The organism is Pseudomonas sp. Tof1, from assembly GCF_055390395.1.
Genome location: NZ_AP024344.1, coordinates 687,007 through 705,630, shown reverse-complemented (window position 1 = coordinate 705,630; position 18,624 = coordinate 687,007). Strand labels below are relative to the sequence as shown.

16 protein-coding genes and 2 pseudogenes are annotated in these 18,624 nt (G+C 64.6%); 9 read left to right on the top strand and 9 right to left on the bottom strand.

Features of this window, described 5'->3' with window-relative positions:
- Nucleotides 1–10: 10 nt before the first annotated feature.
- The 3 genes from ACZ5KU_RS03155 to ACZ5KU_RS03145 all read left to right on the top strand — a co-directional run bounded on the left by ACZ5KU_RS03155 (nt 11) and on the right by ACZ5KU_RS03145 (nt 3,382).
- Nucleotides 11–619, top strand: a complete 609-nt coding sequence (locus ACZ5KU_RS03155; RefSeq protein ID WP_419736999.1) for a DUF4136 domain-containing protein — start codon at nt 11–13, stop codon at nt 617–619.
- A gap of 29 nt (nt 620–648) precedes the next feature.
- The gene (locus ACZ5KU_RS03150) at nt 649–1,212 is read left to right on the top strand and encodes a DUF4136 domain-containing protein (protein WP_054060091.1); all 564 of its coding nucleotides are present in this window, start codon (nt 649–651) and stop codon (nt 1,210–1,212) included.
- 157 nt (nt 1,213–1,369) lie between these two features.
- Nucleotides 1,370–3,382, top strand: coding sequence for a pilus assembly protein TadG-related protein (locus ACZ5KU_RS03145; RefSeq protein ID WP_464736823.1), 2,013 nt, complete (start codon nt 1,370–1,372; stop codon nt 3,380–3,382).
- Here the strand turns inward: ACZ5KU_RS03145 and ACZ5KU_RS03140 are convergent.
- Both ACZ5KU_RS03140 and ACZ5KU_RS03135 read right to left on the bottom strand, forming a co-directional pair.
- The gene (locus ACZ5KU_RS03140; RefSeq protein ID WP_464736822.1) at nt 3,371–6,124 is read right to left on the bottom strand and encodes a PAS domain-containing sensor histidine kinase; all 2,754 of its coding nucleotides are present in this window, start codon (nt 6,122–6,124) and stop codon (nt 3,371–3,373) included. The genes ACZ5KU_RS03145 and ACZ5KU_RS03140 overlap by 12 nt on opposite strands.
- Nucleotides 6,121–6,566, bottom strand: a pseudogene (locus ACZ5KU_RS03135) (TadE/TadG family type IV pilus assembly protein). The gene ACZ5KU_RS03140 and the pseudogene ACZ5KU_RS03135 overlap by 4 nt, the downstream one beginning before the upstream one ends.
- Nucleotides 6,567–6,641: 75 nt before the next feature.
- Between ACZ5KU_RS03135 and ACZ5KU_RS03130 the strand changes: the two are divergent.
- Nucleotides 6,642–7,111, top strand: a pseudogene (locus ACZ5KU_RS03130) (A24 family peptidase).
- A 111-nt stretch (nt 7,112–7,222) separates the two neighbouring features.
- A complete protein-coding gene (locus ACZ5KU_RS03125) occupies nt 7,223–8,008 on the top strand; it encodes a response regulator transcription factor (protein ID WP_054060086.1) in 786 nt (261 codons plus the stop codon).
- Nucleotides 8,009–8,170: 162 nt separating this feature from the next.
- On the opposite strand, the gene ACZ5KU_RS03120 is transcribed toward ACZ5KU_RS03125, so the two are convergent.
- The 5 genes from ACZ5KU_RS03120 to cpaB all read right to left on the bottom strand — a co-directional run bounded on the left by ACZ5KU_RS03120 (nt 8,171) and on the right by cpaB (nt 13,464).
- On the bottom strand, nt 8,171–9,061 hold the full coding sequence (locus ACZ5KU_RS03120) for a type II secretion system F family protein (protein WP_054060085.1): 891 nt from the start codon (nt 9,059–9,061) through the stop codon (nt 8,171–8,173).
- Nucleotide 9,062: 1 nt separating this feature from the next.
- A complete protein-coding gene (locus tag ACZ5KU_RS03115; protein ID WP_464736821.1) occupies nt 9,063–9,959 on the bottom strand; it encodes a type II secretion system F family protein in 897 nt (298 codons plus the stop codon).
- Nucleotides 9,960–9,971: 12 nt separating this feature from the next.
- The gene (locus ACZ5KU_RS03110) at nt 9,972–11,246 is read right to left on the bottom strand and encodes a CpaF family protein (RefSeq protein ID WP_054060083.1); all 1,275 of its coding nucleotides are present in this window, start codon (nt 11,244–11,246) and stop codon (nt 9,972–9,974) included.
- Complete coding sequence (locus ACZ5KU_RS03105; RefSeq protein ID WP_054060082.1) at nt 11,246–12,433, bottom strand: AAA family ATPase; 1,188 nt, start codon at nt 12,431–12,433, stop codon at nt 11,246–11,248. Before ACZ5KU_RS03105 ends, ACZ5KU_RS03110 begins: the two co-directional genes overlap by 1 nt.
- 104 nt (nt 12,434–12,537) lie before the next feature.
- Nucleotides 12,538–13,464 carry a Flp pilus assembly protein CpaB gene (gene cpaB, locus ACZ5KU_RS03100; protein WP_416771594.1) on the bottom strand — a complete coding sequence of 309 codons (927 nt, stop codon included), beginning with the start codon at nt 13,462–13,464 and terminating at the stop codon, nt 12,538–12,540.
- A 304-nt stretch (nt 13,465–13,768) separates the two neighbouring features.
- Between cpaB and ACZ5KU_RS03095 the strand changes: the two genes are divergently transcribed.
- From ACZ5KU_RS03095 to ACZ5KU_RS03080, 4 genes are all read left to right on the top strand, one after another.
- On the top strand, nt 13,769–13,960 hold the full coding sequence (locus ACZ5KU_RS03095) for a Flp family type IVb pilin (RefSeq protein WP_054060080.1): 192 nt from the start codon (nt 13,769–13,771) through the stop codon (nt 13,958–13,960).
- 68 nt (nt 13,961–14,028) lie between these two features.
- Nucleotides 14,029–14,442, top strand: coding sequence for a response regulator (locus ACZ5KU_RS03090; protein WP_026007664.1), 414 nt, complete (start codon nt 14,029–14,031; stop codon nt 14,440–14,442).
- Between the two features lie 196 nt (nt 14,443–14,638).
- The gene (locus tag ACZ5KU_RS03085) at nt 14,639–14,932 is read left to right on the top strand and encodes a hypothetical protein (RefSeq protein ID WP_054060079.1); all 294 of its coding nucleotides are present in this window, start codon (nt 14,639–14,641) and stop codon (nt 14,930–14,932) included.
- A gap of 51 nt (nt 14,933–14,983) precedes the next feature.
- The gene (locus tag ACZ5KU_RS03080; protein WP_416771592.1) at nt 14,984–16,333 is read left to right on the top strand and encodes an MATE family efflux transporter; all 1,350 of its coding nucleotides are present in this window, start codon (nt 14,984–14,986) and stop codon (nt 16,331–16,333) included.
- Here ACZ5KU_RS03080 and ACZ5KU_RS03075 read toward each other — a convergent pair whose 3' ends face one another.
- Together ACZ5KU_RS03075 and ACZ5KU_RS03070 are read right to left on the bottom strand one after the other, a co-directional pair.
- Nucleotides 16,334–17,092, bottom strand: a complete 759-nt coding sequence (locus ACZ5KU_RS03075) for a DUF4123 domain-containing protein (protein WP_464737384.1) — start codon at nt 17,090–17,092, stop codon at nt 16,334–16,336. It abuts the gene before it with no gap.
- Entirely contained in the window at nt 16,980–18,401 is a 1,422-nt protein-coding gene (locus tag ACZ5KU_RS03070) for a contractile injection system protein, VgrG/Pvc8 family (protein ID WP_464736820.1), read from the bottom strand. Before ACZ5KU_RS03070 ends, ACZ5KU_RS03075 begins: the two co-directional genes overlap by 113 nt.
- Nucleotides 18,402–18,624 lie beyond the last annotated feature (223 nt).

Here is an 18,624-nt window from a genome sequence, read left to right as displayed (position 1 = left end):
GGAGGATGCAATGAATCGCCGTTTCGTGCTGTCAATGCTGTGCCTCGGGCTGGCAGCCTGTTCGAGCCCGAACCCGTACACCGCCAGTTCGATGCCGATCCCGCCAGCGCCACCCCAGGCCGCCAGGACTCTCGACCTGAGCGCCTACCCGGCGCCGGCCCGTGACTATGGCCGTTATCGGACCTGGGCCTGGCTCAACGATCGCCTGCCCGCCGGCACCACCTGGGCCGACTCCGCGCAGTTGGCCGAGATGGTCGGCAACGCCCTCGACGAACAGGGCCTGCGGCCCCGGCGTGACGGAGCGCTGGCGGACCTGCGGGTGAGCGCCGACGTGCACCTGGAAAAACGCCTGCGCCAGGTCCAGGAGGACTATGGCTACGCCGGGGCTTATGGCGGGGGGCCGTATGGCAACCGCTACGGCGTGTACAACAGCGTGCCGATCGTGCGCACCTATGAAGTCCAGGTGCTCGTGGCGCGAGTCAGTCTGTTCGACGCGGCGACCGGCCAACCGGTCTGGAGCGCCAGCGCCGAAACGGCCAACCAGGGCAATCAGCTCGAACGCGCGGATGCCCTGCGCGAAGCGGTGCACAAGGCCCTGGCCGCCTACCCGCCCAGCTAACCAACCTGCCAGGCTACCGGAGAAAAATCATGTTCCGCCGTCTCGCTTTAGTGGCTTTTGCCGTGCTGCTCAGCGCCTGCGAAACCACCCAGGTCAACCACGACTTCGACGCCAGCCGCGACTTCGCCGGCTACCGCAGCTGGAGCTGGAAAGAACCCGCGCTGCAATATCGACCGGATGATCCACGGATCAAGAGTGACCTGACCGAACAGCGCATCCGCCAGGCGGTCGCCGAGCAACTCGACCAGCGTGGCCTGCGTCCGGCGCCGGCCGGTGGCAAGGCCGACCTGAAGGTGCAGGCCTACCTGATCGTCGACAACCGCCAGCAACAGATCAGCACCAACTACGGCGGCGCCTGGGGCGGCCCATGGCGTGGCGGCGGCCTGTGGGCGGGCCCGGGCTATACCGAGGTACGCAACATCGACTACCAGGTCGCGACGATCCAGGTGGACCTCTTCGACGGCAAGGACGGCAAGCTGGTCTGGCGCGGCAGCGCCGAACAGGCGGTGGACAACACGCCAACCCCTGCCGAACGCAGCGCCGCCATCAACCGGACCGTGGCCCAGGTGATGGCCAACTATCCGCCCAGATAAACGGCCCTTTTCCCGCCAGGTTGTTGACCGTGGCGAACGGACCTCACCGTTCGCCGCAAACCTGGCGACTGGCCAGCGCTGTGCGCCGGCCTTGACTACACTGGCAGGCAATACAGGAAAGTAAGCGCTCGGCCACGCGCCGGCAAAGGAGTGCTCGATGTCTTTCCCCCGTCGCTCGCCGGTGTTTCGCGGCCCGTCGAAGCAGCGCGGCGCGATCGGCCTGATGGCCGCCCTGACGCTCGGCCTGGCGCTGCTGAGCATGGTGGTGGTGGTCGACAGCGGACGACTGTACCTGGCGAAGCGCAGCTTGCAGCGGGTTGCCGATACGGCGGCGCTGGAGGCTGTCACTCGTGGCGGAAACTGCGAGGCGGGACTGAGCGCGGCCAGCTATGCCACGCAAAGCGCAACCCGTAACGGTTTTACTCCAGGCACCGGCCAGACCCTGAACGTCACCTGTGGCCGCATCGTGACCAGCGCCGCCAACCTGCGAACCTTCTCTGCCGACGCCACTCAATCCACGGCCATTCGCGTGATCGCCAGCAACACCGTCACGACCAGTATCGCAGCGGGGATCCATGCGCTGTTTGCAAAAGGAACAACCAGCACCACCACCCAGTTGACAGCAACCGCCGTCGCCGCCACGCCCCAACCGACCATTGCCCAACTGACGCTGCGCAGTTCACTGGGAACGGTCGATACCGCCAAGTCCAACCTGCTCAATCCGATCTTCTCCGGCCTGCTGGGGGGCAGCGTGAGTCTGACCGCCGCCGGGTGGAATGGCCTGCTCGGCACCGATATCAACCTGCTCAGTTATCTGGACCAACTGGCAATCAGGCTGAATGTCTCGGCAGGTAACTACACGCAGTTGCTCAACACGACGGTGGCCGTGACCCAACTGGTCCAGGTGGCCGCAACCGTCGCCCAAATGAATGGCGCGAGCGCCGATGTCGTGACGGCGCTGGGCAATCTGCAAATCGCTGCGGCCAATACCACCCCGATCAGGGTTGGCGACCTGCTGCAATTGCAAACCGGCACTCCCTCGAGCGGACTGAACGCCAACATCCAGTTATTCCAACTGATCCAGGGTTTCATCCAGCTCTCCAACAGTCAAAGTGCAGCAGCAGCGACACTCCCGGTCAATGTGCTGGGGCTGGCGGGTGTGACACTGCAGGTGAAGGTCATACAGGCGCCACAACTGTCCGCGATGGGCGATCCGAAACTGGCCGTTGCCGGCGACACTAGACTGGGCCCCAACCGCATTTATGTACGTACAGCACAAGTCAGAACCTTCATATCCGTCAACCTGCCCGTACTGTCGGGTATAACCGGCCTGGCCAATGCGACCCTGGGACTTGTCGCCAATCTGACCCCCACCCTGAACGCGCTGCTGAGCCTGAACCTTGCCGCAACCATCAACTCGGCAAGCTGCCTGCTGGGAGCCGGCTGCATGCAGCTTAGCCCGCAGATACTCAACACCCCGCAAATCAACGTCAGCCTGGACACCGGAGGGGCCGAAAGCTATGTCACCGCCTATGGCTGCCCGGTGAACAATGCCGGTACAAAAAGCCTGACCGCTCGGACCACCACATCGATAGCCAGCCTGAAAGTGGGCCAGATAGACCCGACGAGTGCCTTCGCATCCTCGGCAGAACCTACCGTCGCCCCACTGCCGCTGATCGATCTGGGAACCTGGACATGTCACAAGATTCTCGGCGTAGGCAGTTGCGGCCCGGCCAGAAACGCATTTGCGGCGGGGGGCATAGGCCTCATGGTAAACACCAGCGTCGGACAAAATACCCAGGACCTGGTGTTCGCCAGCGCCGCCTCACCCTATGCGACGCCTCCCAACCTCAATCTGCCGCCCAGCGTATTGGCCGCGACGCCGACTTCGAATGTGGTCGCCAGCCTGGCCAGCACCTTGTCGGGCATCAGCTTGAACGTCTACCAGCCGGTCAACAGCAATCCGCTGGGAAACATCGTCGCTGCCGCTGGCGGCCTGATCAGCGGCGTCAGCAGCCTGCTGACGCCCGTGATAACCGGCCTGCTCAGTCCATTGCTGGACCCCCTGGTCAATAATCTGCTGTCCGCCCTGGGCATCAACCTCAACCAGACCGACGTCGGCGCCAACCTCACCTGCGGCCAGACCGGCAAGGCCTACCTAGTGATCTAGCACCAGCGGCAACTCGACACAGAACCGTGCGCCATCGTCGCCGTTGCGCACGCTCATCCGCCCGCCCATGTTCTCGACGATGCCGTAGCTCACCGACAGCCCCAGGCCGGTACCGATGCCCACCGGCTTGGTGGTGAAGAACGGCTCGAAGATCCGCTCCAGCAGGCGCGGGTCGATGCCGCCGCCATTGTCCTCGACGATCAGCCGTACCGAACGCTCGTCACGCTCGGCGGTGACCGAGATCCAGGGTTCGAAGTCGCGCTGCTTCTCGCGCTTGCTCAGCAGCGCATCCCGGGCATTGACCATCAGGTTGATCAGCACCTGCTCCAACTGGTCGACAAAACCCCGCACCTGTACCTCGAACTCGATCGGTGGCACGCGCAACTGCACGCCCTTGCCCTTCATGCCTTCGCTGAGCAGCGACAGGGTGCCCTCCACCGCCTGGGCCGGGTTGAACGGCGCGGCCTCGATCTCCGACCGACGGCCGAACACCCGCATGTGATCGACCACCCGCGCCGCCCGCTGGACCTGGGCATCGATGCGGTTGAGCTTGTCCTGCAGATAGTCGATCTGCACATCGCCATTACCCAGGCGCTTGAGCACGTTGACGATGGCCATGCGCATGACGTTCAGCGGCTGGTTGATTTCATGGGCCAGGCCCGTGGCCATCTCGCCAAGGGTGGCCATTTTCGCACTCTGGGTCAGCTGTTGCTGGGAACGGCGCACCTCGGTGTTGTCGCGGCCGACGGCCTGGATCTCCTGCAGGCGACCCTGCGCATCGAACAGGCCACGGTCCGACCAGACCCACCAGGCATGCTCGCGGCCGGGCAATTGCAGACTGATCTCGGCCGTGCTGACCGGCAGCTCGGGCGTCAGTTGTTCCAGGCGTCGAACGAATGCCGCATGCTGCTCCGGCGACATCCAGTTGCCCAGGTTCATCCCCGGCAACTGCTCCGGCGCGTATTCCAGATACTTCGCCAGCGGCTGGTTGCCGAAAATCAGGGTCAGGTCCGGCCGATAGCGGCAGATCATCGCCGGCGAGTCCTCCACCAGGACCCGATAGCGCTCCTCGCTTTTTTCGATGCGTTCGGCGGCCAGGGTCGCCTCGGTGACGTCCATCCACAGCCCCACCGCCTCCACCGGCATCCCCAGGTCATCGCGCAACAACCGGGCCTCGTCGAGCAGCCAGTGGTAGTCGCCGCGCAGGTCCCGGAGCCGGTAACGGCAACTGACATGGCCTTCGCGCAACAGTTGGCGGGTACGCTCGAAATAGCGGTCGCGGTCCTCGGGGTGAATCCACTGCGCCAAGCCATCCCGGGTGCAATCGGCCAGGGTCCGGCCCAACAGGGGCAACAGGCTGTGGCTGAAGAACACGGGTATCAATGCCCCCTCGACGTAACGCTGGACATAGATCACCGCCGGTGAGCTGGCGATCAGGTTTTCCAGCCGCGCATGGGCAGCGGCAGCCGCCTGCTCCTGGTTCTTGACGTCGCTGATGTCGAGCATGAAGCCGACGATCCGTTGCGTCTCGCCGCTCCCCAGTGCCTGGCCCTGGAGCCGATACCAGCGCGGATTATCCGCACTGTCGTCCTGGTACAGGCGCACGCAAAGCAGCATCGACCGGCCCTGGCGCAGATCATTCAGGCAACTGCCCAGTTCCTCGCGGTCCGCAGGATGGATCACCGCCAGCCAGTCTTCCATCGACAGCAGCGAGGTCGATTCGCCCAAGCCCAATGTCTGGGCCAGGGGGGCCGCCAATTGCAACTCGTCCCTGGCCGGCGACCATTCCCACCAGCCCGTGCCCAGCAGTTCCTGGAGGCTCTCCAGGCGTTCCTGCTGCTGCAGATGCAACTGCTGACGGCGCCGGCCCAGTAAGGGTGCGGCCAGGGCTGCCGTCAGTTGCAGCCAGTCCTGGTCGCTGAGCTGCGGTGCGCGTTGCCGCACCGGATAGAACCCGCACAGCAGCCAGGCGGCGACGCCATGCTCATCGTGAAAGGGCACCAGCAGACCATCGGCATTGCCCATCACGCCCAGCAGGCGCGGGTACTCGCTGAGGCCGTCACGCACGTCCAGACGCAGCGGCGCGGTGCCGTTCAGGCTGTCCAGGCCGGTGCCCAGGGCCTGGCCGTCGTGCCAGAGCGGCGGGGCGTCATGGGCCCGGTAGTGGCTGTGCACCTGCCACTGCTGCCCGGGCCCATCGAGCAGGGCCAGGGCCAGACAGGGAATATGCCAACGCTGGGCCAGGGCCTGCAGTTGCTCGGCCAGCACCTGGGGCAGGCGCGCCACGCTGCACAGGCGCAACTGTTCGCTCACTCGCGCGGCGAAGTGCTGCAGGTACTCACGATTCTCAGCGGCCTGGTGGTCCTTGAGCAGATCACCGACATCCAGCGCCTGCAACAGCCAGCCGCCCTGATGGGGCTGGAGCCAGCCACGGGTGTGCACGACCTGTCCGGCCAGGCCGTTGAAGTCCAGGTCGAGGATATGCCCGAGCCAGTCCGCCGGCAGCCCTTCGACCGACAGGTGGCTGGACACACTCAGCAGCTCCCGCAGTGGATAGCTCGCCCCCTGAGGCAGTGCCGCCAAGCCATGTCGCAGCGGCCCGGCGACGTCCAGTACGCGGCCATCGCCATCGAGGCGAATCCGCAATTCGGCCGCCGAGGTCGACGGTTCGGACGCAGGAGCGAGCGCGGGCTCCGCCGCCCGGCCGAGCAGACGACCCAACAGCCGATCCCCGGAACTCAAAACTGCATGCTCGCGCTGGCCTTGAGATTGGCTGGCAGGTTGGGCACCGTGCCGATCCCGGGCAGCACCAGGAACGGCAGCACGCTGCGCAAGCGGGAGGTCGGATACTGGATACTGACCGTCAGCAGGCCCCCGTATAGGTGGCGGTGATATCGCTGGACGCATTGAAACTCAGCGCCGCCGGAATCCATTGCAGGCGTTGGGCCGCCGCCGCTGTCGCCGTGCTCTTGAGCAGCGTGGCGTAGTTGTTGCCGCTGGCCACCGGGTCAACCTGGGCGCCCTGCCGCACGCCCTCGGCGGTCGCGGCATTGAAGGACTGCACCATGAGCATCGGCAGGCTGTAGCTGACCAGGCCATAGAGCACCGCGAAGAAGATCACGAAGACCAGCGCGAACTCGATGGCGGCAGCGCCTTTTTGCTTTCCGGGGAGGCCTGGGATCATGACTGCGTCTACCCTGACAACTGCACGTTGCTATCAGCATAGAATCATTCATCGGAAAAGGACGTTTTTTAGCCGATGCACAGCCTCATCCTGCTTCTGTGGTTCACACTCTGCGCGGCGCAGGACCTGCGCCAGCGGGAAATCGCCAACAGCCTGACCCTGGGGGCTCGGCACTGGCGCTGTTCTATCTGCTCTGGAGTGGCACTACCTGGCTGGGGGCCTCGGCAGAGCAAGGTGGCTGGGCCTTTCTGCTGGCCCTGTTGCTGACCCTGCCCGGCTACGTCACGGCACGCCTGGGAGCCGGCGACGTCAAGCTGCTGATCGCCCTGGCCCTGGCCAGCGACAGCCGCTACCTGCTCGGGACGGTCATCGGCGCCGGCGTCGCCAGCCTGCTCTGGCTCTGGCTGGGCCCGCGGCTCTGGCCACTGCTGGGCAAGCCGCTGAAGCGGATGCTGCACAACCTCGAGCCGGGAACCTCGGACAAACAGCCGTTCGCGCCTTTCCTGTGGGTCGGCCTGCTGTGCATGACCACCAGCCTCCATTAGGGGCCGCGATGTACAGCGGGCGAAAGTGCGTCTACTTTTATCTCAGGCCCCCAGGCTGCGCGCGTGGGCAGGGAACTCGTGGTCATTGGCTTGCAAAGCATGGAGTAGCGCGTGAACAGGCTTGTCTCTGAGATGAAGGTGCTGGTGGTCGATGACGAACCGCTGATCGTGGAAGAACTCTGCGAATTTCTTGAAAAAAGCGGCTATCGCTGCGTGCCCGCCCTGACCAGCCAAGTGGCCATCGACCGTTTCAGGGAAGACTCCGGGATCGCCCTGGTGCTGTGCGACCTGCATCTGCCCGACCTCGATGGCGTCGAGCTGGTGCATGAGCTGCAGCGCCTGGCCGGCAAGCGCCGGATCTTCGAGTCGATCATGCTGACCGGGCGCGCCGACAAGCAGGACGTGATCAAGGCCCTGCGTGCCGGGATCGCCGATTACTACCAGAAACCGGTGGACCTCGCGGAACTGCTCGAAGGCATTCAACGCCAGGAGGCGGTGATCGCCGAACGCCTGCACCATGAAAGTCTGGGTCACCTGAATCAGAAGCTGCAATTTCTCGCCGAGTCCATCGATGACCTCTATCACGACCTGGACAGTGTCCGACGCTCGCCCCAGGGGCGTCGCGAGGAGGCCGCCGAAGACGCATCGAACACGGCGCAGGGCCCGGCGGGTGCGCAGATCTTCAGCCAGTTGTCACCGCGCCAGATCGAGGTGGCGCGCCTGGTGGGCAAGGGCCAGACCAACTACCAGATCGCCTGCGAACTGGGCATCACCGAAAATACCGTGAAGCTCTATGTGTCACAGGTGCTGCGACTGACCCACATGCATAACCGCACGCAACTGGCCCTGGCACTGTCGCCCGCCGGGCCAAGGCAGCGGGATGCGGCGGCTCACTGAACCCGCCTAGGCTGTGTACGAAATTGTTTGAAACGCAGGTTAGGCAAGGCAAAAACCGGCGAGGAACGGCCGGGGTCGCGCCCGACTTTACTGGAGTAAATGAGCATTCCGAGCCGGTTTTTAACGCCGCATAACCAAGTTTCAAGCGATTTCGTACATAGCCTAGGACGTGCCGAAGGCCTTGCTCAGGGCGGTAAAACCCGGGCCGGCGAGCACGATCAACAACGCCGGAAACAGAAACACCATCATCACCACCGACATCTTCGCCGACATCTTCGAGATGTACTCCTGCAAGCGGGTCAGGCGTCGGTCATCGAGCAGTTGCTTGAGCGCCAGCAACGACTTCATCGCCCCACCGCCCTGTTGGAGCAGTTGCTGGAGAATGACGCAAGTGTCGTCGAACTCGTCGACCGCCAGAAACCGCGCCATCTTGCCCAGTTCCTCGCTCAACTCCAGACCGGAATCGACCCTGGCCAGGACCAGTTGCAACTCGCCGCTCAGCACCGGCAGCAGTTGCCGGGATTCGCTGGCGAGCACCCGCAACGCCTGCTCCACGGCCATGCCCGACTCGAAGAGGATGCGCAACAGCGGAATGAAGGTCGAAACCTCGACAGTGACCTGCCGCTGTCGACGCGTGGCGGCCATGACCAACAGGCGCTTGGGCAGCAGATAGCCGGCGGCCAGCCCGAGGAACGGCGCGATCCAGGGTGATTCCAGCTCGGTAAAGAACAGCCCCTGTACCAGCAGGACGAGCACCAGCACCAGTACCGGCGTGCCGATCTGGCAGGCGGCGAACAACGAGCGCTGGTTCGCCTTGCGCCAACCGATACGGTTGAGCAGCACCTGGGTTTCGTTGTCGATACTCACCGAGCGCTGGCCGAAACGGGTTTCACCCAGAACACGCAGCCAATCGCTCAGCTTGTGCCGCTCACGCACCATGTGCCCCTGCAAACGCTCGGTCACCGCCCGTTCGCGCTGGCGCCTCTGCAGCCTGTCGCCGACGATCAGCACCAGGGCGGCGAGAAACAGCAGCACACTCATCAGCAGGGCCATGTCATACGCTCCGCAGCATGCGCCACAGCGCCAGGCAACCGAGCGCCTGCAGACCAAAGGAAAACAGCAGCATCCGCTGGCCGCTCGGATCCTGCCACATGTTCAGCAGATACCCCGGGTTGGTCACCATGAAGTAACCCGCCACGCTGATCGGCAGGAGCGCCAGGACCACCGCGGTCATGCGGGTCTCGCCGGTCATCGCGCGCAGTTGCCGCGCGGCCTGATCGCGCTCGCGGATCAGCTTCATCAGGTTTTCCAGCAGTTCGCTGGCATTGCCGCCGTAACGGTGGTTGACCTTCAGGCCAAGTGCCAGGAAGCGAAACTCCTCGCGCTCGTAGAACTCGGCGAAATCGCTGGCCGCCTCCGGCAGGCTGACGCCCAGTTCGACGTTACGCCGGATACGCGCCATGGACTCGCGCAGCGGATCGGCCGACGCCTCGATGCCACCGAGGATCGCATCGGCCAGCGTCCGCCCGGACTTCAGGCTGCGCACCGCATAGTCGAGCATCTGCGGCAATTGCTCGACCATCCGCCGCACCCGCCGCCGGTAACGCCAGCCCACGAACAGCCTCAGGCCTAGCGGCGGTATCAGCAACACCAGCACCAGACCGACCACCCCCACTGACACCCCTCCCAGGAAGACCAGCGCCATCCAGACGACCAGCCACAGGACCAGCCGCTCACCCGGACGATCCATCCCGGCACGCAGGAACAGCCGGTCCAGATGGTTCCTCAGCGGGCCGGCGGGACTGGCGACAGTCACCAACTCCGGTTGCCCCTCGGTCAGACGGCTGAGCACCCGCTCGTTGCCGGTCTTGCGCATCGCCAGGTAGAACAGCCGCAGCGAGAGCCCGAGCAGCAGCAGGCAGGTGAGCCCAAGCAACAGCGGAGCGAACATGGCCAGACCTCCTCAATCGTCGAAGCCCAGGTGCAACTCGCGCCGCAGCTTGTCGCCCGCCGGGTTGACGGCATCGCGCTGGAAACTGAAGCCGTTGCGGCGATCGAGCCGGAACAGGGTGTTGGTGACATAGATGTCATCGCGAACCCCGACCACCTCCACCACTTCGCTGACACAACGACGGCCATCGGGCAGGCGGGTCAACTGGATCACCACGTCCAGCGCCGCGCAGATCATCTGGCGCAGGGTCTTCTCCGCCACCTGGCGTCCGGTCAGCCCCACCAGGGTTTCCAGGCGCAGCAGGGCGTCCTGGGCATTGTTGGCGTGCACCGTGCTCATCGAACCGTCGTGGCCGGTGTTCATCGCCGTCAGCACGTCGAGCACTTCCACGCCGCGAATCTCGCCGAGGATGATCCGATCCGGGCGCATCCGCAGGGCGTTGCGGATCAGGTCGCTGGACCTCACCTCGCCATGGCCCTCGGCGTTCGGCGGACGGGTCTCCAGGCGCACCACATGGGGATGGTTGAGTTGCAGTTCGGCGACGTCCTCGATGGTGACCAGGCGCTGGTGGCGGTTGATCAACTGGCTGAGGATATTGAGCAGGGTGGTCTTGCCGGTGCCGGTGCCGCCACTGATCAGGATGTTGCAGCGCTTGCCCACGGCGTCCTGGAAGAATTCGAGAATGGCCTGGTCGATGGTCTGCATCGCCACCAGATCGTTGCTCTTGAGCATGTCCTTGCGAAACTTGCGGATCGACAGGCAAGGACCGTCCAGGGCGATCGGCGGAATGATCGCGTTGACCCGGCTGCCATCGGGCATCCGTGCGTCGACCATCGGTGACGACTCGTCCAGGCGTCGACCGAGGGGCGCGAGGATCCGCTGGATGACCCGTTCCACGTGGTGGTCGTCGATAAAACGCAGGTCGCTCTGGTGCAACAGGCCATCGCGTTCGAGAAACACCCGATGCGGTCCGTTGACCAGAATCTCGGTGACCGCCGTGTCACGCAGCAGCACCTCCAGCGGACCGAAGCCGGTCAGTTCATCGACGATCTCCTCCGCCAGCCGCTCCATCTCGTAACGGGAAATCGCCAGGTGCAGGCGCGACACATACTCGCCGACCTTGTCGATGACGAACTGCGCCAGGACCTGGCGCGAGCCTTCCAGCAGGTTCTTCCCCGACTCCTCGATGGCATCGATGATGTAGCGATGCAAAACCAGCTTGAGCCCTTCATGATCGGTGTTGCCGGCCGCTCCACGGCTCTGGCCGCCGAACAGTTTCTCGCTCATCACTTATGCCCCCAGATCCGGTTGAGCCAGCCCTCGGCGGTCCTGGTACGGCCCTCGGAGCGCTTGGCCAGGTGCTCGCCCAGGGACTTGAGGCCCTGGGTCAGGGCTTCGCGCGGGGCCAGCTCGAACAGCGTCTGGCCCTGGTTCTTCGCATTCAGCCGCACCTCGACATTCAAGGGCAGTACCGACAGGACCGGCAGCCCGAACGTCTTGCCCAGGGTTTCGGAGTCCGGTGAAACGTTCTTGAGATAACGGTCGACCAGCAGCCGCGCGTGGTCGAGCTTCATGCCCTTTTCCCGCCACAGGTTGAGGATCGTCAGGTTGCGTCGGCAATCGAGCACACTCTGGTCGGTGTACCAGAGCAGCTTGTCGCAGTGACTGACGAAAGTGCGCAGGGCCTCGCTGTCGGACTGTCCGGTGAGATTGACGATGATGTGCTGGAAGTGCTGGCGCAGGGCGCTGAGCAACATGTACAACTCGGCGGCGCTGGTGCGCTTGAGGGGCTCGTCGGCACTGGCATAGGCGAGGATGCGCAGCCCCTCTTCGGTGCGGGTGAAGGCGCTGTCGATCATCGTCGAGTCCAGGCGGCGCAGGTGGCGCAGCGCGTCGCCAAAATGGAACGAGCTTTCCAGACCGAGCAACGCCAGGCTGTCGCCCCGGGGCAGGCCGAGGTCGAGCAGCAGGGTCTGTTGCCCGCTTTTCTGCACTACCAGTGCCAGGTGAGTGGACAACAGTGCCCCATCGGCATTGCCCTGGGCGCCGTACAGAACGGTGAAACCGCCCATCTGCGCACTCGGTGCCACCGCCGGCAGGCGCTTGCTCAGGCGTCGGACCAACCCGGCCACTTCGCTGGAGCGCGAGCCGTAGGCGACGAAGTCCCGGGCTCCGGCGCGCATTGCATTGAGCACCAGCTGGTTGTCCATGCCGTCGCCGAGGGCGACGATCGCCAGCATCGGCTTGGCCTCCAGCAACCCTTCGATCAGGGCGCTCTGGGCCACCAGGTTCTCCCGGTCGAGGCCGACGAAAATCAGCCCGGCAAAGGTGACGTCCACCAGCGACAGCAACTCGTCGAGACTGCCGCCGGCGCTGACCACCTGGCCCAACGGCGCCAGGGCGCCCTGCAGCCATTCCAGGTCGGTGGTGTTGCGGGTGATTGCCAGGAAGGTCTGGCTCAGGCTCTGGCTCATTTCGATAATCCGCTACGTTGCACCGACAAACGCCACCGGAACAAGGCCCGGGCCACTCGTTTGACGCTCGACAGGGATCCACTCATCCGAAGCTTCCTTGCAGATCAGGGTGTTGATTGACTGACTTGGTTGCCACGGATCACCACGGCCCCCTGGCCACGCCCGCCGCTCTCGACAACCGGGGGCTGGCCCCTGGGGGCCCCGGCCAGGGCCAACTGGTTGAACTGGAACAGCTCGGCGCTGGCCGCCTTGAGGTTGGCGGCACCGACCTTCTCGCCAGCCCAGTAGCGAGGCAACAGGTGCTCATCGGCACTGCGCACCGCCAGGCGCAGGGTGCCGACCTGAGTCGCCAGCATCAACCGGCTCAACAGCGGTTCGGGAACCGCCAGCACCACGGTGCGGGCAGACGCGCGACGCAGTTCCTGATTGGCCCGCTCACTGGCACTGGCGCCCGACGCGGGCTTGCCATCATTGGTCAGGCCCAGTTGCTCGCCGACGCTGAGCAGACGCATCGCCGGAATCACCACCTGGGCCGACTGCTGCAGATTGCTGGCATCCTGGCGCAGGAACAGCAGCACATCGACATAGTCCCCGGGCGTCAATTGCCCGCCGGCCCCGATCACCTCGTCCACGGCCACTGCCAGCGCGCGCTCGTCGGAACGGATCATGCGTGCCAGCGGGCCACCGGCCTGGAAACTCTCGTCACTGAGCCAGGTCCCGGCCTTCAGGGGCCGCCAGGGAATGCGGTCCACCGCTTCCTGCAACGAACCGAAGCTGCCGGGTGGGGCGATACGCAGGCGCTCGATCACCAGGTCGGCGGCCGTCAGGGGAACGAAGGGAGGGACATCGTGGGCCAGCACCACCACCGGCTGGCGCGCCGGTTCCTCGGCAGCGGCCGGGTTGTCCACAGGTGCGCTGACGGCCGGAACCACAGGTGCCGGCGGATGACTGAGCATCAGCCCCCAATATCCGACAACCAGCGCTGCGATCAACAAGATGGCCGCCAGCCCCATGGTCACTCGACTGTTCATGACGGCTCTCCCTTTCCGACTGCGCGACCCGCGAAACCCTCGCATTCAGGCAGCTATGAACATCAACTTTTTCGCTATTTGAAGGTAGTCCAGCTAGGACGAAATGCCATTACCCAACCGAAAATATCCGCAGATTAGAGAAAGGAAACCGACGTTTATTGACGCCAACCTTCGGACTAATACTTTGTGATTAATCCTTTCTTACAGTTGTTGCCCGCCGCTTTGTTGACGATGCTGTGATGGCATAGGGAAACCATGTCGTAAGGCGGCTGATACAGCGTTTAAAGACGTAAGGAGTTGTCAGATGATCCTTGATTTCATTACCAGGCTGTATGTTCAGGTTCAGCTTTTCATGAGTCGCAAGGAGGGTGCTTCGGGTATCGAATATGCGATTGTGGCGGCGATGGTGGCGGTCGTGATTGCAGGACTGTCGACTGGAATCGGTGACAAGATCAAGACAGTTTTCACAAACCTGTCCTCAGGCTTGGGGACTTGAATTCAGCATTCTTTTCTACCTCGAAGAGGCGCTACACTCTCAAGACGAATCAGCCACAGGAATCGTTCATGACTTCCTCTGTTCCCCCACGCCAACAGCTCCTTCTAGTGGATGACGAAGAGGACGCACTCCTGGAGCTGGCCGAGTTGCTGGAAGGAGAAGGGTTCTCCTGCTTCACCGCGACCTCGGTCAAGCAGGCCCTGTTCCACTTGACCAAGCACCCCGACATCGCGCTGGTCATTACCGACCTGCGCATGCCCGAGGAAAGCGGCATGTCGCTGATCAAGCGGCTGCGCGAGCACACCTCACGCCAGCACCTGCCGGTGATCGTGACCTCCGGGCATGCCGACATGGACGATGTCAGCGACATGCTGCGCCTGCAGGTGCTGGACCTGTTCCGCAAACCCATCTATCACGTGCGCCTGCTGGAAACCCTCAACAACCTGTTCCCGCAGCCGCGGATCCATGTCGTGGGCTCCTGACAACCCGCGTTTGCGAGAGCGGGCCTGCCTGCGAAGAATGCCGCCTGGCCCGCCAGCCTGAAATGACCACCGCCGCTCCAGGGACCGCCCCCAGCGATCAGCCCCTGTTCTCCACACGCCATGCCAGCGGGAACCTTGCTGCCAGTTCCACAGCCAAAGGCTACAATCCGCGCCACACGCTCACCAGGGTACGCATATGCAGGTAGAAGGCTTTTTCGAGTGGCTGGGTCGGGTGCTCGGCTCGGTGATCCGCTTCATCGTCGATGGCCTGGGCGGACTGTTCAGCCTGCTGGCCAACGCCGGCGGCAACTTCATCGACGGCCTGGCCCGGGCCCTGGGCATGGACACCTCGCTGATCAGCATCCTGGCCCTGATCGTCGGCCTGATGTTCCTCTACTCGGCAGTCCGGGCCTTCATGCGCGCCTCGATCTTCCTCGGCATCATCTGGCTGCTGCTCGGGCTCTGGCTGCTGAGCTGGATCATTCACTGACGACCGCTGCGCGACCGACGGCTACAATGCGCGCTCTTGCGAGGAGCCTGCATGTCCACCCTGCTCACTGACTGGCGCGACCGCCCCACCCATCGGCGGGTTTGGGCGCTCGCCGCACCGATGATTCTGTCGAATATTTCCGTTCCACTGGTGGCGCTGGTCGACAGCACGGTGATCGGTCACCTGCCCCATGCCCACCAGTTGGGCGCCGTGGCGGTGGGGGCCAGCCTGTACATTTTCCTGGCCTGGGCCATGGGTTTCCTGCGCATGGGCTCTACCGGCTTCGCCGCCCAGGCCGCCGGACGCGGCGACGGGACCGCGCTGCGGCAGGTTCTCCTGCAGGGGCTTCTGCTGAGTCTGCTGCTGGCGCTGTTTCTCGGGGTCATCGCACTGCCCTTCAGCCATCTGGCGCTGCAAGTCATGCAACCCTCGGTCGAACTGCGGCAACTGACCCTGGACTTCTTCCATACCCGCCTGTTCGGGCTGCCGGCGGCACTGGCCAGCTACGCGCTGGTCGGCTGGTTCCTCGGCACCCAGAATGCCCGGGCGCCGCTGGCGATCCTGCTGACCACCAACCTGATGAACATCGCCCTGAACCTGTGGTTCGTACTCGGCCTGGAATGGGGCGTGGTCGGCACGGCGCGGGCGTCGGTCGTCGCCGAATGGAGCGGTGCCCTGCTCGGCCTGGCGCTGACCGGCGGCGCCCTGCGCAGCTACCCCGGCAAGCTGGCCTGGGCAGCCTTGGCCCTGTGGCGCAACTGGCGTCCCTTGCTGACCGTCAACCGCGATATCTTCATCCGCAGCATGGCCCTGCAATCGGTGTTTTTCCTGATCACGATACAAGGTGCCCGCCTGGGCGACGCCACCGTCGCCGCCAATGCCCTGCTGCTCAACGGCCTGCTGCTGACCGCGCACGCCCTCGATGGCCTGGCCCATGCGGTCGAAGCCCTGTGCGGGCACGCGATCGGTGCCGGGGATCGTCAGACCCTGCGTCGCTCGCTGGTCGTTGCCGCGGGTTGGTCACTGCTGGCCAGTCTCGGCTTCGCCTTGCTGTTCCTGCTCGGCGGACATCTGTTCATCACCCTGCAGACCGACATCCCCAGTGTGCGCGAAACCGCCTTTGGCTATCTGCCCTACCTGGCCGCGCTGCCGCTGGTCGCGGTCTGGAGTTATCTGCTGGACGGCTTGTTCATCGGTGCCACCCGCGCCCGTGAGATGCGCGACGCGATGCTCGCCAGCGTGCTGATCGCGTTGCCCTTCGCCTGGATCCTGAGCCGCTACGGCAATCACGGCCTGTGGATCGCGTTCCTGCTGTTCATGTCGCTGCGCAGCCTGACCCTGGGCGCTAGTGCCTGGAAACTGCAGCGGCGGGATCGCTGGTTCAACAGCCCGACGCACTAGTCAGCCCCGCGCCCGCATCCAGGCCTGGCGCAGATGCTCCAGGCGCTCGCCCGGCGTATCGCCCGGTAGGCCGGATGGAAATGGCGCCGCTGGATACTGCGCCCGCAACCATAGCCAGTCATCGAGGCTGGCACTGTCGCGAAAGCCCTGGGCGACGCCCTCCTGCAGATGACCCCAGGTCCTGGCGTAATCGTGGCCGCTGGCCCGGCTCCACTGGTAGGCATGCCGCTCCAGCAGACACACCTGCAGCCGCCGCTGCTGAGCGGCACTGAGGGGTTCCCCGGCGCCGAGGGCCGCCCCTTCCAACTGCGGATTGATCAACTGCTGCCAGCCGAGACAACCGGCAGCCTTGTCGGCCCAGGTGCCGCCGTACCAGTAGAGAAGACTGATCGGCCCAAGCCAACGGCTCAGTTCACGGCTATCGGTACCGTCAAAAAAATAGCTGGCGGTCTGCGGGTTGTAATAGCTGACCACGCCCTGACGCTCCCCGTCGAAGCGCACCACCAGCATCTGCCGCAAATGGGCCAACAGGACGGGGACGGGAGCCCGGCTACGCAGGAACAGCCCACCCCAGGCCGTGGGCCGGGCCTGGCTCAGCGTCGCCAACGGACAATCCGCCGCCAGTCGCAGCAGCCGCGGCCCCCAGTCACGCACACCGTGGAACGGCGTACCCTCGAACAACGGGTAGCTTTCGTAGTGCGCATAGCGCTCCCGCAAGGCCGCAACCAGGCCGGGTGCCGTGGGGATATCCAGCAGCAGCCATGTCGCATTCGTGTTCACGGCAGGCAACCCCGGCAACCGCAGGAAGCTGGCCGGCTATCGCTTGCAGGGGGCACAGCAATACCAGTGGATGCCCCATACGCAACAGTTCACATACCGGGTCACCGGCAGACTGCGCCTGCCACTGCCGGGTCTCGGCGCGCCCGACAATGTGCGGCCGGTCCGGGTCGCCATCGGCAAACCGCACCCAGAGCGGCGTCCCCACCTCCAGCCCTGCAACGAATGCATCGGCGTCGGCCATCGCCGAGCGGTCGAGCGGCAGGTGGCAGGTGCTCTGCCGGGCACCCTCGCCCTGATAGAAGACCAGCAACTGCACGGCGAGCCGCACTTGCCCGTCCGGGCTGGCGCGCCTCTCGCCAGCGGCCAGCCGGGCCCGAAACAGGCCGGACAACCGCGGTTTCGGATAACGGCGGGAGGTGCGCAGGGCCACCTCCCAGGAGGTCGCGCTGAACAGGTTGCGGTAGAACAACCCCCAGGGTTCGCGCGGGCTGCTGTCGCCGCGATGCTCAAGCGCCGTGATCAGCCACAGGCGGTTCCACGCCGCGCAGGGATGCCCGGACAGCGGCATAAAGGCTGCACAATGAAGCCCCGGCAAATCGCTTTCGCCCTGCGCCAACTCCTGGCCGCGCCCGCCACGGTGGGGCAGCCGCCCCGACAGGGCGACCTGGAAATCCTCGACCCCGGGTCCGTCATCCGGGCAGAAGCGCGCTTCCCGGGTCCGCCGCAAGGCACCCAGCCCATCGGTGAATACCAGGCGATGATGGTTCCGCGAGTGCTGGAAGTGAAAGTGGATGCCTTCCTCGGCACAGAGTCGCTGGACGAACGCCAGGTCGGATTCGTCGAACTGCACGCAATACGGTCGCGGGACACAACGCGCCTTGAGGGAGAAACGAAACGCGTCATCCCGCAGGCCGTGCTCACCCAGCACCTGGGCAATGATCCCCGGTACCGTGCGCTGCTGGAACAGGCGCCGACGCAGGCGCTGCGCCAGCAGCCCCAGGCGCGGCCCGAGAAACAGCCGGCAGTGGCCCGGAGCCAGGCCGGAACAACGCAGGTTGACGCCCTGGATCTGTGCATGGATACCCTGATCGGCGGCCCCCAGGCACAGAAAACAACTGCGGTACATCAGCCTGCCCGGATCCGTTCCAATGGTCTCGTCGGGCACGTCCAGTTCGAAGGCGAACAGCTCGCTGACCGCCTCGCGACCGCTGAAGGAAGTGACAGCCAGAGGACGGGACAAGCCGGCAACATCCAGACGGAAAAACGGCTGGTTGGCTGGATCGAACATGGATATTCCTCTACATGGGCCCGACGTGAACCGGGGATTTTCGCCGAGGGAAAAGAGCGAGTAGAGGGGCAAACAGGCGTTAGAGAAATCACCTACACAAAACACGGAAGCGATGAAGCCATCACTTTGCCGTTAGGCAATAAAAAACCCACCGCAGAGGGTGGGTTTTCGAGATTCAGACCAAGCCTACACGATCAAAGGAAAAAGCCCTTTATTGAAAGGG

Bases quoted from the DNA above. Each gene is read 5' to 3' on its own strand.
- ACZ5KU_RS03155 (WP_419736999.1), top strand. From the start codon at position 11: ATGAATCGCCGTTTCGTGCTGTCAATGCTGTGCCTCGGGCTGGCAGCC.
- ACZ5KU_RS03150 (WP_054060091.1), top strand. From the start codon at position 649: ATGTTCCGCCGTCTCGCTTTAGTGGCTTTTGCCGTGCTGCTCAGCGCC.
- ACZ5KU_RS03145 (WP_464736823.1), top strand. From the start codon at position 1,370: ATGTCTTTCCCCCGTCGCTCGCCGGTGTTTCGCGGCCCGTCGAAGCAG.
- ACZ5KU_RS03120 (WP_054060085.1), bottom strand. From the start codon at position 9,061: ATGGCCCTGCTGATGAGTGTGCTGCTGTTTCTCGCCGCCCTGGTGCTG.
- ACZ5KU_RS03115 (WP_464736821.1), bottom strand. From the start codon at position 9,959: ATGTTCGCTCCGCTGTTGCTTGGGCTCACCTGCCTGCTGCTGCTCGGG.
- ACZ5KU_RS03110 (WP_054060083.1), bottom strand. From the start codon at position 11,246: ATGAGCGAGAAACTGTTCGGCGGCCAGAGCCGTGGAGCGGCCGGCAAC.
- ACZ5KU_RS03105 (WP_054060082.1), bottom strand. From the start codon at position 12,433: ATGAGCCAGAGCCTGAGCCAGACCTTCCTGGCAATCACCCGCAACACC.
- cpaB (WP_416771594.1), bottom strand. From the start codon at position 13,464: ATGAACAGTCGAGTGACCATGGGGCTGGCGGCCATCTTGTTGATCGCA.
- ACZ5KU_RS03095 (WP_054060080.1), top strand. From the start codon at position 13,769: ATGATCCTTGATTTCATTACCAGGCTGTATGTTCAGGTTCAGCTTTTC.
- ACZ5KU_RS03090 (WP_026007664.1), top strand. From the start codon at position 14,029: ATGACTTCCTCTGTTCCCCCACGCCAACAGCTCCTTCTAGTGGATGAC.
- ACZ5KU_RS03085 (WP_054060079.1), top strand. From the start codon at position 14,639: ATGCAGGTAGAAGGCTTTTTCGAGTGGCTGGGTCGGGTGCTCGGCTCG.
- ACZ5KU_RS03080 (WP_416771592.1), top strand. From the start codon at position 14,984: ATGTCCACCCTGCTCACTGACTGGCGCGACCGCCCCACCCATCGGCGG.
- ACZ5KU_RS03070 (WP_464736820.1), bottom strand. From the start codon at position 18,401: ATGTTCGATCCAGCCAACCAGCCGTTTTTCCGTCTGGATGTTGCCGGC.